The 13,154-nt window shown below is 42.8% G+C and carries 16 protein-coding genes; all 16 read right to left on the reverse strand.

Translation table 11 applies throughout. From position 1 onward, the window contains the following. Positions 1-147 precede the first annotated feature (147 nt). The 16 genes from DR864_RS28595 to DR864_RS30430 all read right to left on the reverse strand — a co-directional run bounded on the left by DR864_RS28595 (position 148) and on the right by DR864_RS30430 (position 12,825). On the reverse strand, positions 148-729 hold the full coding sequence (locus tag DR864_RS28595) for a type VI secretion system baseplate subunit TssG (RefSeq protein WP_162794266.1): 582 nt from the start codon (positions 727-729) through the stop codon (positions 148-150). Positions 730-1,160: 431 nt separating this feature from the next. Further along, positions 1,161-1,985, reverse strand: coding sequence for a hypothetical protein (locus DR864_RS28600; protein ID WP_229599606.1), 825 nt, complete (start codon positions 1,983-1,985; stop codon positions 1,161-1,163). A 94-nt stretch (positions 1,986-2,079) separates the two neighbouring features. Beyond that, positions 2,080-2,919 (reverse strand): type VI secretion system baseplate subunit TssF, encoded by an 840-nt coding sequence (locus DR864_RS28605; protein WP_229599607.1) that lies wholly within the window; start codon positions 2,917-2,919, stop codon positions 2,080-2,082. Between the two features lie 102 nt (positions 2,920-3,021). After that, on the reverse strand, positions 3,022-3,645 hold the full coding sequence (locus tag DR864_RS28610) for a GPW/gp25 family protein (RefSeq protein ID WP_114070574.1): 624 nt from the start codon (positions 3,643-3,645) through the stop codon (positions 3,022-3,024). Positions 3,646-3,659: 14 nt separating this feature from the next. Then, on the reverse strand, positions 3,660-4,178 hold the full coding sequence (locus tag DR864_RS28615; RefSeq protein ID WP_114070575.1) for a hypothetical protein: 519 nt from the start codon (positions 4,176-4,178) through the stop codon (positions 3,660-3,662). Between the two features lie 13 nt (positions 4,179-4,191). After that, positions 4,192-5,454, reverse strand: a complete 1,263-nt coding sequence (locus DR864_RS28620) for a phage baseplate assembly protein V (protein WP_374755797.1) — start codon at positions 5,452-5,454, stop codon at positions 4,192-4,194. Positions 5,455-5,492: 38 nt separating this feature from the next. Continuing rightward, positions 5,493-5,984 (reverse strand): hypothetical protein, encoded by a 492-nt coding sequence (locus DR864_RS28625; protein ID WP_114070577.1) that lies wholly within the window; start codon positions 5,982-5,984, stop codon positions 5,493-5,495. 22 nt (positions 5,985-6,006) lie between these two features. After that, positions 6,007-6,852 carry a hypothetical protein gene (locus DR864_RS28630; RefSeq protein WP_162794270.1) on the reverse strand — a complete coding sequence of 282 codons (846 nt, stop codon included), beginning with the start codon at positions 6,850-6,852 and terminating at the stop codon, positions 6,007-6,009. Positions 6,853-6,866: 14 nt separating this feature from the next. Continuing rightward, the gene (locus tag DR864_RS28635; RefSeq protein ID WP_114070579.1) at positions 6,867-7,286 is read right to left on the reverse strand and encodes a hypothetical protein; all 420 of its coding nucleotides are present in this window, start codon (positions 7,284-7,286) and stop codon (positions 6,867-6,869) included. Between the two features lie 134 nt (positions 7,287-7,420). Then, a complete protein-coding gene (gene tssD / locus DR864_RS28640; RefSeq protein ID WP_114070580.1) occupies positions 7,421-7,813 on the reverse strand; it encodes a type VI secretion system tube protein TssD in 393 nt (130 codons plus the stop codon). Positions 7,814-7,851: 38 nt separating this feature from the next. Next, positions 7,852-9,210 carry a phage tail sheath C-terminal domain-containing protein gene (locus DR864_RS28645; protein WP_114070581.1) on the reverse strand — a complete coding sequence of 453 codons (1,359 nt, stop codon included), beginning with the start codon at positions 9,208-9,210 and terminating at the stop codon, positions 7,852-7,854. Between the two features lie 51 nt (positions 9,211-9,261). Beyond that, entirely contained in the window at positions 9,262-9,720 is a 459-nt protein-coding gene (locus DR864_RS28650; RefSeq protein WP_114070582.1) for a hypothetical protein, read from the reverse strand. Between the two features lie 70 nt (positions 9,721-9,790). Next, a complete protein-coding gene (locus DR864_RS30015) occupies positions 9,791-10,033 on the reverse strand; it encodes a hypothetical protein (RefSeq protein WP_162794272.1) in 243 nt (80 codons plus the stop codon). A gap of 23 nt (positions 10,034-10,056) precedes the next feature. Further along, a complete protein-coding gene (locus tag DR864_RS28655; RefSeq protein ID WP_114070583.1) occupies positions 10,057-10,239 on the reverse strand; it encodes a hypothetical protein in 183 nt (60 codons plus the stop codon). Positions 10,240-10,327: 88 nt separating this feature from the next. Next, entirely contained in the window at positions 10,328-10,843 is a 516-nt protein-coding gene (locus DR864_RS30500) for a ClpB D2-like domain containing protein (protein ID WP_310587574.1), read from the reverse strand. Continuing rightward, positions 10,840-12,825, reverse strand: coding sequence for an AAA family ATPase (locus tag DR864_RS30430; RefSeq protein WP_310587575.1), 1,986 nt, complete (start codon positions 12,823-12,825; stop codon positions 10,840-10,842). The genes DR864_RS30500 and DR864_RS30430 overlap by 4 nt, the downstream gene beginning before the upstream one ends. Positions 12,826-13,154: the final 329 nt, after the last annotated feature.

Here is a 13,154-nt window from a genome sequence, read left to right on the forward strand (position 1 = left end):
CTCCCAAAAAAAGCCTGATTACGGTTAGTTTTGAAGTTTCTAAATAATATAAAAAAAGGTTGAAAGAACTGCGATTGAGACACAGCTGCTGAAAACAATTAAAGTAACCGTTGAAAAAAGCATAGTGACATTCCTGATTAAGTTTGTTTATCCTAAGACGGTGCTATACCCCAAAACCGCTTTTTGTGTATCTGCATTTAGATGAAAAGAGATCAATGTTTCTCGTTGTTTATCAAAAATTTCAATTTCACCGCTTTCCTCATTTTTGTCTTCAGATACTTTTGGAATAAGTTCCAAGCTCCAATCCAGCTCAACAGGGATGAGTAAATTGCACAAAAAATGAAATAGCTTTTCACCTTTCTCACAAGGAAAATAGTTGCTCATACGTTCGTAGGAAAGCGGGCCGATTTGTATTTTCAGGCGTCGCCATTTATTATATCCCTGGCAATTGAGAATTGAATCAAAACCCATTATGGCCTCGCCTAAGAGGGAAAATTCCTTTTCAACGGGCAAGGTATACGGTTTGTCTTCGTAAAATATTCGTACGTTATCATTCAACATTTGCTCAAAACAATCCTGCATCCAGACTATATTTCCAGCGGCTTTATGTGCGATAATGGTTAGCTGAAATAGTATAAACTGTTGGTGTTCGCTTAGTTCAAGTTGTTGAGCATTTGGCCAGATAAATCTCAGAAACTCATCCAAAAATCCTTTTTCTTGCCCTGCCAACGTTTTTTTTTCAAACTGCTCAATCCGAATTCGCTGATGGCCAAGGGTATTGTCAAAGGGGAGTAGAAATTGTCGGGCTTCCTGTTCCTGTTTGATTTCTTCTATTCGGATTTCTTCCCACTGCTCATTGTTTTTAACTCGCCTCGTAGGCCGGTGATAAAGCCTTTCTGGAAGCGACTCATACAACCCGTCGCGGGGCGTATTTACTTTGCACCAAGCGCTACCCGAATACGGATTATATACTTCTTCAATATCACTTATATCGCGTTCGTAATGGTAGGATGACGATCGTTCGGGGGCAATGATTATTTTTGTTGTTGATAGGCGCCACTCACAATCAGTTCATCTACAATGGCTTCTACCCGTAACCGTTTGACAGGCAATTGTTCCAGTACTTTTCTTAGCTCCTCGCTGTTCATCGCCTTGAATTTCTACAGTTCACCGTTTATAAAAATCTGAATGGGAAAAATTCCCGAAGATTGCTCTTCTAAAATGTTCAGCAAACGGGCCTTGTGCTCAGACCATTGCTCTGGAGTTTGCGGTTTAAGTGGATTTGGAGTCAGGTAAACATCCACCGTTTGCTGTAGGCCCCGATCTTGAGATGCGCCAACTCCAAAGCTTTTTTTAACACTTACTTCGTTGATTTTGTTGCTCAACTCGCTCATGCATACGGCTTTGTAATCTTCAAAAGTCACTATTCTTCCACGGGTCAGGAGGGCTTTTCTGAACACTGGAAGGTATTCGTCTCCCTGTAAAGCACGTTGCCCTCCCTGTGTGGTTGTGAGTAATACGGTCATTTCATCGTTAAATGCTTTGTTGGCTCGGTCGCGATTCATTTTTGTATTAAATGCGATATTATTGGCAAGGTCAGCTTTCGTAACCCAATACTTCAACCCAATTTTTCCACTCTTTTCTGTGGTTTTTACCGTGACAAACCAGTTGGGAAAATTATCTTTTTTTAAATCTTTATTGATTCGTTCCAAGTGTTTACGGATTTCTTCAATATCGGTTTCTAAGCTACTGTGCCCTAATGCCATAAACATGGCGCTCTCGTCGCGCAGTAGATCGGTTAGGTACGAAATCATTTCTGAAGCATCACGTTCATCAAAACGGGCTACTCCTCCCTGACGCAATAAATACTGATTAGTGCTGTCGCGGTTGAATTGCTGACTATTAGCGAGTTTTATTCCCTGAGAGGTCTCAATATCTATCATTCCTAAGAAAAAGTCGCCATCCTCTACGTTAACTGGAAACACATTGAATAAGGGACGTATGTCAAAAGAGGGGTTCAACGCACGCCGGTTCAACACTGGAAATGCATTGACATCAATAAATATCCGCGAAATAACTTCATGAGAGATCCCTCCTGAAAATTGAATCTTTATCCAAACTAACTCCTGAAGAAAATTTTTCTGCAATTCTTCTGGACTTAGCAGTGCAGCAAGCTCTTCTGGATTTTTTCTTTTGCAGTAAAATACGTTGCTGGGTTTGGCGATTAAGGTTGCTGATGCTTAAAAAGTGGGCATTGTACAGTCGCTGGGTCATTCGTTCTGCCTGTTTGGTAGCATTAAAATCATCCGTCGCACTTGGTTGAGTATTTGTATTCACTAAGCCTGGCGTAATTTTAAACTCCTCCTTTGTATCGGTAAATATTCTGACATCCGATAATAAGTTTAGGTGCGAGCGACGGGCAGTATCGTTTCTCCAGTCAAAAAATAACGATAAATGATCAAATTCTTCCAGTTCATTGTCGATAGTCAACCCTACCCAAACTTCATTATGCGGAAGTATTTCGTTTAAAAAATTCTCGCGAGGAGTAGGGCCCATTGTTCTGACCCGGTTCTGAATGATCAGTGTATTGAGTTTTGTATTGTATAATTTATAATGGCCGACAGAAGTAAAATAAAACTCTTTTCCTAGGGCATTACAGGTGAAAAAATCATGTGGTGTAATTGTGTAGGAAGGGTCTACAATTCCAGCTTTCATCACTGCATGGGCTGCCTGCGGTCCGGAAAGTACGTCGGGAGTGAGTAAGTGGGCCAATCGTCGTACGATTCTGCTGCGAGAGTTGTCCAATTCATGGTAAACACCTTCAATACTTGTCGAAAAAGCGCCTAAAAGCATCCCAATTAATGGGTCAAAGCTTTCAACGGCCACATCAGTATCGTCATAATTCCATAGGTTTGCCACCTCCCGAAGCATTTCGTTTCGGATATACTCTCGCGTTTTGTATCGTTTTGGGTCGTTGTACATACATTACTCCTTTCTGGTTAAAAAGAGGTTATAACATTTTCAAGAATAGCGTACTAGTCTGAATTTCATTTCTTTGAGCCGTTCCTGCGTTTGTACAAGGGTACTTGCAATAGTTATGATGATGTAACGACATATACGGGGATTACTTCCTTCAACCGACTCTTGTACATCGTTTATATCAATGCTGACGGTATTGACGGTGATACGATTTTCGAATTTTTGTAGATATTCGGAAATCGTACGTTTAAGCTGGTCTTTACTTGGGGTGTCGTTGAGTTGTCTGAAATCATAATTATGTACAATACAACCATACGCACGGTCAAAATAAAATTCTTTCGGTTTGGATGACAGGTACAAAGTGATGTTTTGGGTGATGGATTCTTCGAGCGAAATTTTTTGAATAATGGTTCCTTCTACAAGGTATTCAACAAGCTCTCTAAAAGTTAGCCGTTGTCTGAGTTCCTGAAAGGAGGCCAGTTTGAGAGAGGCAAGCAATTTGGCGATGAGCGAAATTGCTTCCAGATTTTTCTCCCCCCCAAATCGCTTGGTGATTTCATCGTATGAATGCAGCGACCTCACTTCTTCCACAAAGTTCCTTTCCGAGCCCTGCTGTTTCATAAGGGCACCGAATGAAGGAGGAATCGGGTAAAAACCTTCAGACATTTTTTGACATTGATTTAGAAACGTAACTTATTGACTACTTTGGATTCTGGACGAATGTCTTTGTCGCTTATGATGGTAACGTTGCTCATGTCACGGACCATAATGTAAAGTTGTGCACCGCCTCCCATCAGCATCACATTACTGTCTCCCCCCACAGAAGTGAGGGGTTGCCATTTGATATAGCCGTAAGCGGCTTTGATTTCTTTAACAACTCTGGCCGTGACGATCCGACTCATAGCAGGATTCCATTCTTCTTTTACCGCCAACATAGCGCGGGTGGTGATGCTTTGAATATATTCTCCCTGATTGGCCTTGATCAGGGATTCGTACGTATAATGATCAAGCCAAAACATACCTTCTGTGTCGGGGCTTTTAACGTCTTCCTGGGTTTTGAAGACAAAATTGTGATTTGGGGTATAAATACGATAAATCAAATCGCCGGGCTCCAACAAAGCAGTCTCAAACCTGCTGTATCGAAACGTTTCGGTCGTATTTTGGTCAAGGTTAAAGGGAACATTCCGGAGAATTTTCATAGTTCTGACTTTTTTAGTTGATCGTTACCAATGCTGCTTTTAAGACCGCCATACTGCCGCCGTTCAATTCCAATTGAGCGGAAGTTTTGAATGAACCTGAAGCCTGAGCATTTACATCCACGGTCGTACCTTCGACTTTTACACTGTTTCCAGCACTTATATCAACCTCATTATCGGCTTCTATTTTTATTTTCGGTGCTTTCATTTCAATACCTTTGGCTGCTTCCAGATAGATGGTTCCGTTGCTCTTAGCTTTAATACTTGCCTCACCGTCAATGGATAATTCAATTTCATTTTTACTTTCTCGGTTATAGATCTTTATTTTTTCCTTACCGTCAGTATCATCAATAATGATATGATTTCCACCTTTTGTAATGATTCCCTTGATGTTATTCTTTTCATCAAAAAGATCACCTGGTTTGGCTTGGCCGTGGTACATACTACCCGTGACAAAGGGCATGTCGGGATTGCCGAATTCAAAATCCACAAACACAACTTCGTCTATTTCGGGAATAAAGTACATGCCCCGGTCTTGTGCCGCCATAGGGTTTACTACCCGTATCCATGGGGTTAATTCATTGTCATTCTTTTGCCATGGAAACTGCACTTTTATCCGGCCCATGCGGTCTTTATCATCTACCTGCATGACTACAGCCGCTTGCGGTTCTGCGTTGGGAGATATGATGCGGTAATCAACGGGTGCAAAGTCAGTATCTTGCGGTACTGCCTCAAAATTGCACTGATATACCCCTCTTGTATCCAGAAAATGACTCAAACGGGTAATAACAAACGAGCCATAATCAATAACTTCCACTTTGTTTTGATCATTTAGATACGTATCAATAACTTTAACCGTACCACCCAATTTTATTTCCATTTCGGGAGTTCGGCCAGTAAGTACAGCCAGTTTATTGGCCTGTTCGCTTTTTTTGAGTTTTACGGCGGTTTTTAGGGTGCTGCTTTCGCGGTGATTTTGGTAACCAATCTCCACGAGTTCGTCATTGAAAACTTTAGCGGATTTATTTAATCCCACCAGTGTAAATGCCCCCAAACCGCTCACATTTTCACTGGATGCTGGCGCTTCGTAGGTTTTATTGTTGTAATAATCATAATTGAAACCTTTCAGATTGAGAGGGGTAGTCCGAAGGCTGTACTGCATATCAAAAATATTTTCTCCGTGCTTAAGGGTTATCTCATTGCCTTTATCTCGTCCGTTTTTACCGAATATGAACTGTTCTCCGTCGTAAAACATCCATTCACCATATTCTTCGGCCAAACGTTGCAGAAAATGAAAATTATCTTCTTCGTACTGCGTTACGTAACGAATGGGGCGGAATAGGTCGGCGATATTTTTTTTGAAAGTCCACCAAAAGGGCTCAATACTTTCTGGGTAATATCACTGAGGGATTTGTCCGTAAATGAACGTGTGGTGCGTCCGGCACTCAGTACAGCCGTACTGCTGACGCCCGAAATAACAATCGTATTGGACGTGCTGCTGCCTTTGCTTAAACGAATAGTAGTGGCAATACCTTTAAATGTACGCGTTTGTTGTTCCTGAATACTTCCATCCTGTTGTTTTTCTCCCTGTTTCAGTTTGATAACAGTGATTTCTCCCACCACTTGCTCCGCCAGTTTTTTTAGATCAACTTTCGTAGATTTATCAGGCAACATCTCCGGCGATATACTTATCTCGAAGGTATGATGATTATCAAATGGCTGCGAAATGGAAATGCTGCTGATACGTTTAATAATCAATCCATTTATATTGATTTCTACAGCAGCAAGGAGTTGTATGGTTGAGGGCATTCTAAAATAAGTTTAAAGGAATTTATAAGAAGCCGATTTCTGAACTGAGCCAATAACCCAATTGACCAATAGCATCATTACTTGTGATAAGCTCGTATATCCCTAAGAAAATTCCCGTCACTGCTAAACAAATAATGGCAGGTATACAGGCTAGATAGGCGGCTATGATTCCACCGATAAATAAGATAACTCCACCCAAAAATGTGAATGCAGAGGTCCAGAAGGTTTTTTCTATCTCTTTTTGTTGTTGCACGTTGTAAACTTCCCTCAACTCATAATCCTGGAAGGCAAACGCTACCGAGAAACCATCCAAAAGTAAATCAGGCAAGTCAAGCAAAGCACCTGCGAACTCGCTCAATATTTTAGAGGTTTTTGACATTTTTGGAAAAATTTCCTGAGAAAGTTTTCCGATTAATGATTCTATCTTCGTTTTTATTAGTGAGGGGATATTCTCAATGAGTTGTTTAAGTACTGTGATTACCGTTTTTTCTAAATACTCAAGAAGTTCTATAGCTTTTCCACTTCCCAGTGCGATATTTTTCTTAAATGCAATGATTTTTGATCGTAATGTACCTATGGTTAGATCTGCGGTATTTAGAAATTGATTGACTGTTTTTTCGCCAAAAAAAACCTTTAAATCGTTTATTTTCATAGAAACAGTATTTGTTTCTAATTCGCTGAAAATTTTATTCAGTTTGATGTCTTCAGCCAAACCAACTAATTTTTCATAATTTTCATATAAATAACCCTGCTTTTTTCCTTTTCTTTTTGGCGACTTTATTTCACTAATTGATTTTAATATTTCATCAAATTGAGCAGGTTTAATTGTTTTGCTTTTAGCTTCCATTTCAGAAAGCAGATGAATCAATTTTTCATGATAGTTTAGTAGCTCTTTTTGAATAAACTTTTGCTTTCTTTATAGCTTATATTAGCTGTATTGCTTATGAATGAGGTTTTTATTTGATTTAACTTGGATTTGTAATTTAAGATTTCAGTTTTTTGAGAAATAATTTTTTGTTCTATCTCTAAAAAATCACTCAACTTTCCAAAACCTGATTTTTCGTTAAATAAATTAACCCATTCTTTGATCTTATCTTCCTGAAATGTTTTTATAGCATCTAATACGAGAGGTACATTATACGCCCGTCCTATAAACTCGTTGTCAATAGTAAAATTAACAGGTGTATAATCATCGGTGGAAAAAGGGGCAGGTTCTCTGGTGTCACCAATTGAGCACATGCCGGTACTATAATCAACTCGATTACTTTCTGCAAGTTTACGTTCTCTTTTAGTAGTGGACATTGTTTATTTATTGTATTGACCAGTTTTAAAATCAGACACTTATTACAGTTATAATTTTTGCATTATCCCTTTCACCAAATGCAGATATTACTTACAGGCAGCGGTCCTAATTTGCTGCCTGTAAGTATAGGATATTACTCTCGTTTCAAATTCAACTTCTGCCCCTGAATGTCTAACTCACGAGCGCAAATGGTAAAGCTTTGTGAGCCTGTGCCGCTTCCTGAAAGACTGAAGGTTTCGCTGAAATTGACGACGGCTGCGTGGTTAAACTTAATGGTTCGTAGTTCTTCACCTTTTTGATTGCTAAACTTGATATCACCGTTGATATCGTCTTTGTGCGGCAATACCATCAGTTCAATGATTTTGGCATCTGCATTACGGGTTTCGATGGTTACGTCAATATTGCCGCCAAATACTTCTGATGTAGTCTCATTGGTATTGGGATTTACATGCTGGTGCAAGCTGTAGGAACAGTGTAATACTTCAAACTTTTTACTGTCGATGGTAATTTCTGCTTTATGTGCCATTTTTATAATTGTTTTGGTTTAAATGTTTAGAGTACTGTTTATTGTTTTAGTTCCGAATCCCAATTGCCTTTGGTGCCTGTCATGTTGATAGCAAATACTTTGGCAGGAAAGAAGGGCTTTAGATCCACATTGATGATGACGTGAGTGGGCTTTTCTGGGTTTCTTTTCACTTCCAGACCACGATAATCTTCGATGATTTTTCCGGGTCCACGAATCTCCGCCAGAAACTTCGAAATCTGCTTTTTGATGTCTTCCAACATCTTGTTGTCGATATTCTCAAACGTACGGCGGTTCAGGAAATCTTGCATGATTTTGCCAATCCAGTCAAACACACGTACCACACTGTACGTTTGTAAGCCTACATTGTCGCCGTCAAAGAGGGTTTTGGCCGATTGCGGTACTACCCGCCCCCACTCATAAATCAACGGAATCAGGCCCCTGTTTTCCAATTGTGCCACTTCATTTTTGCGCATCGTGAAGCGCGTTCCGCTGGCCATTTTGAGTTTACCGTTAGCCAATCCCGCCGACGGTTGGGCAATGTTGCCGCCCCAAAGTAAGCCCGCCAAGGCCATGGAAGGAGGGATAAACAAATGGTCTTCTTCGCCGATTTCGGTATTGGCCTCGCGGCCTACCACCCAGTTGCAAGGCATCATCACGTGCGCTTTGTGCGGGTCAGAACCCGTCAGCTTGTCGCGGTCAAACATGGCCTCTACGTCTTCGGCGCTGTCGAGGTGACGATAATCCGTAATCATCATCACTTTGTTTTGGTGCGCCAGTTCGGCCCATTTATCGACGATGATATTTTTCTTTAACCAACCCGGCAACACAATCAATGAATAGTTGTTGGTCAGGTCAAAACGGTCATAATTATCGCGTAATTCCTTAGCTACTTGCTCAAAAATACCCGTCGGGTTACTGAAGCCATCGGTGTCGGTAGTGTGCTCCAGTCCTGCATCAAACAGTACCAGATTTTTCACTTTTTCTTCGGCCGTATTTTCAAAAAACAAAGCCAGTGACCGGTAGGAGCGCTCCAATTCTTCGGTTTGCGTGAGGCAATTTCGTAAGTTGGCTTTTAATGTTTCGCTCGCCGACGTGGCTTTTTGCTCGGCTTCGGCAATCATATCGGCCACGTTGTCGTGGGCCGTAAGTAGGTCAGCCACCGCCTGAAGGCGTTTTTTGAGTTTTTTGCGGTCGGCTTTATTCTCTTCCTCCTCCAAAAACATGCTTTTCCGCGCCTTTTTGGTGGGGTCCATGTTTTCGGTACCATCGACGATGGTTTTGATGAATTCAAAGCCACCATACTTGGCTAGTTGCTGTACCGTCTGGGTTAAGGGACGGGGAGCTGCTTTCTCTTTTAGGAGTTCTTTAGTTTGATGTAATTGTTCTTCCAAAGACATAGGTTTTCTGTTAAATGCCGAAAATTATTCCTGAGATTTTCAGCGTATTAGTTATTTGTCACCATCAACGGCATCCAATTCAGCAATCATGGCATTGAGGGCTTCTACAAATGCCGCTTTGCCAACGGGGTCGGCCAACAGTTTTTGAAATACCTTATTGGTCATCAGGCGTTTAATCAAGGTTTGATAATCATCCTCTTTACCTTTCAACTCCTGTAAATAGCCGCTTTGCTCAATCATTCCTTTGACGGTAAAAGCCGACATACTCGTAAAACTGAGGGTTTCGTTTACTTCCTGCCCATCTTCGGTGGTGTGGCTTACGTCCACTTGAGGTTGAAAATGGTCAAAAGCTTCCTGGAGTTTTTGGATGCCTTCCACGGGGGCTTGGCTCATAGAATCAGCGGTAAATTTACTGATGATGGCCGTTTTGTTGTCGTGGAGGAGTTTGATTGCTTCGCTGGTTCCTTCGTCGATGACGATACCGCCTAATTGGGGTTTTTCGATTGCCATAATAATATACTTGTTGGAAATTACAATTGCGCTGGTGATTCTTTTACCGATTTATTAAGGAGTGTTCGGCTTAGGCCAGTCTTGTAGATGCTTTTCTACGGTTCATCGTATTCGTATTGATTATTTCAGGATGTATTTTCAGTACCTGTTCCAAAATAGGATCATTAAGATTATGCCTGCTTGCAAAAGAAAGTACTTGACTTTCACTCATTGATGATTGAGTATTTGATGTAAAAATGATATCAGATAAGCGATTGCCTGCAGCAATCGCAATACTGCCAATTACAGCTCCAACATAGAAAGAAGCGGACATCCCGGCTATTATGCTTAAGGCTTCTAGTTTCGTCCCTGCAACGATAAGTTCACCAATCGTAAGATACCCCCAAGTGTTTTAATAGCATTTAAAATGGCTGATGCGGTAGAAGTCGCTGCCGCTTGTGTTGCAAATAGTGAATTGGGAGCAGGTAAACCCAAAGCGTCCATATTTTCTTTGAAATATTCAAAAAAGCTTTTTGCCATTGTTTTTAAAAATTAAAATGTTTATACACGTCTTTTATTCTTATTTTTTCAATAAGCAGAAATATGCTTTTGCTTGTACATATTATTACTATTTCACCCACTCAAACTCGCCATTTTCGTTCAATTTCAGCGTTACTGAGCTTCCCTTGCTGAGTTCTCCCGAAACAATCATCCGCGACAGCGGTCGACGAATGCGGTTGCGAATCACCCCCCGAATCGGCCTTGCCCCGTATTTGGGCGTAAAGCCCTCCAACGCCAACGCCTTGCGCGCTTCGTCTTCAATTGTCAGCGTTATCCCCTGTTTTTCCAGCAACACCACCAACGGCTTGAGCTGGATATTAAAGATGTTGATTACTGCATTCTCCGTAATCGGACTGAACGGGATAATTTCTGTCAATCGACCCAAAAACTCGGGGCGGAAGTGCTTGGTCATCAAATCCAACACATCGTTGGAGGCAGGAATTTTGCCCTTCCCAAACTGCTCCACTATCCAATCTGCACCAATGTTAGACGTAAACAGTATGATGGCATTACTGAAATCCCCCTCCCGACCCAAGCGGTCGTGTAGCGTACCTTCGTCCAGAATCTGTAAAAAACAGGTCAAAAACCGACGGGTGCGCTTTTTTCGATTTCGTCAAACAACACTATCGCAAAAGGCTGTTGTTTGATTTTGGTCACCAACAATCCTCCCTCTTCGTAGCCCACGTAGCCCGGAGGCGCACCGTATAACACCGCGGCCGAATGTTCTTCCTTAAACTCCGACATATCGAAACGAATCAGGGCTTTTTCGTCGTTGAACAGAAAATCGGCCATCGTTTTGGCCAACTCTGTTTTGCCCGTCCCCGTGGGGCCCGAAAAGAAAAATGAACCAATGGGCTGTCCCGGACGACTCAACCCCGAGCGGTTTTCCAGAATGGCATCCGAAATCACTTTGATAGCGTGGTCTTGTCCCACCACCCGTTTTTTGAGGTGTTCGTCCAATTGCAGCAGTTTTTCCCGCTCTTTCGATTGCAGTTTCCCCAGCGGAATCCCCGTTTTGTGCGCCACTACGGCCGCCACATCGTGTTTTTCCACGGTCTCTTTTTTCTGACCACCCAAAGTTTCTAGTTTTATCAGCAGCTCCGTCAGGTAATCCGCCACGGCTTCTGGCAATTCCATTTGGGCAAGTTCCGTTTCTTCTTCCAACTGTCCCAACAAAATCGGACTGAGTCGGTGCTGCAACTGGCGTTCAAACCAGCGCAGCTCTTGGGTGTATAAAAGCGGGTCGCCGCTCCCATGCGACTCGCGCAGACTGGAAAGCTCGGTGCGTAAAAAGTCAATCTCGCGCTGCGTGGTTTCGGACATGAGTTTCATGGCCGCCATCGTGCGGTCGATGAGGTCAATGGCGGCATCGGGCAGGCGGCGGTCTTTGATGTAGCGCCGCGCCAGCCGAACGGTTTCGTTGATGGTTCCCTCACCCACTTTGATTTGGTGATGGTCTTCAAAAAGCGAAACTACTTTGCCCACCATGCGGCCTGCGGTGATTTCGTCGGGTTCTTCGACTTTGACGAGTTCGAAGCGACGGCTAAAGGCTTCGTCAGGCTCCATGAATTTGCGAAACTCGTCGAGCGTTGTGGCGCCAATGACGGTCAGTTCCCCGCGCGCCAGTTCGGGTTTGAGCAAATTGACCAGTCCCATGGCTCCGCTTTGGGGATCCATTAGCACGTGAATTTCGTCAATAAAAAGTAAGGCCCGTTCGTGCTGTTTGACTTCAGCAATGATATTTTTGAGACGGTCTTCGATTTCCCCTTTGTAAGAAGCGCCCGCAATGAGCGCGCCCATATCGAGCTGAAAGAGGGAAGCTTTTTGCAGATGCCCCGGCACCTGCTCCGCCACAATCAACTGGGCTAACCCTTCGACCAAGGCGGTTTTGCCCACGCCCGGCTCGCCCACGATGATAACGTTAGGCTTTGTACGTCGGCCTAGGATTTCGACCATCATGCGGGTTTCTTTGTCGCGACCAATGATGGGGTCGAGTTTGCCTTCGCGGGCAATGGCCGTTTTGTCGAAGCAGTATTTCAACAATGCCTGCGCGGAGGCGTTGCCTCCCACCGAGGTGGGGGTGCCTTTGGCAGGTGATGAGCCGTTTTGTGGGTTTACAGCACTTTGAACCCCCGCCGAAGCCATGACTTTTCCCAGAATCTCGGTTTCGGTGAGCGGAAAGGATTTCAGTTGGTCTTTTTGAAAACCCACTCCGGGGCGCGCAATCGCGGCCAAAACGGCCAGAGGCGCCACTTCCTCCTCGCCCAATTTCATCCGGATAACATCCGAAACTTCAAACACCGCCTGAACCTGCGCATCCCCCCGGATGGAATCGCCCAGCCGCGCTGACTTAGGGTATTTTTCAACCCGAATATCGGCCCAATCACGCAGATAATGAATATCTACGTCCCACGTGACCAATACACTCGCCAAACCTACATCGTTGTGTAACAGCCCTTTCAGCAAATGCCCAGGCGAAAACGCAGCATGTTGGTTTTCTTTGGCTATGGATTGTGCAATCTGTATGGCCCTTGTGAGTTCATCGGTTAACGTCGTAGAAATCATTCGCTGAAAGTAGGATTGATAATCGGGTTTGATACTGCAATGATAGGAGAGAAAAAAGTACTAAAAAATACGTCATTTGACGTATTTTTTGACGTGTATATATCTCGGATATTTGCGAAGAGGTATCGTTTTTTAGTGGTCAGCTCAACGTCAGTATATTGTCAACCTTCATATTGTTATTGCTTAATAATCAAAACAATATAGATAAATCATTAATCCTTTACCCACATGAAACTATGAATTCGACATTACACCACCTTCGGTTATTGATTGGTTTATATAAGAAAACAGGCGGGGTATTTTTTCTATTTCCCTTTTTTCTGTTTTGC

Origin of the sequence: Runella rosea (assembly GCF_003325355.1) — a bacterium.
In the GTDB taxonomy this organism is placed as follows: domain Bacteria; phylum Bacteroidota; class Bacteroidia; order Cytophagales; family Spirosomataceae; genus Runella; species Runella rosea.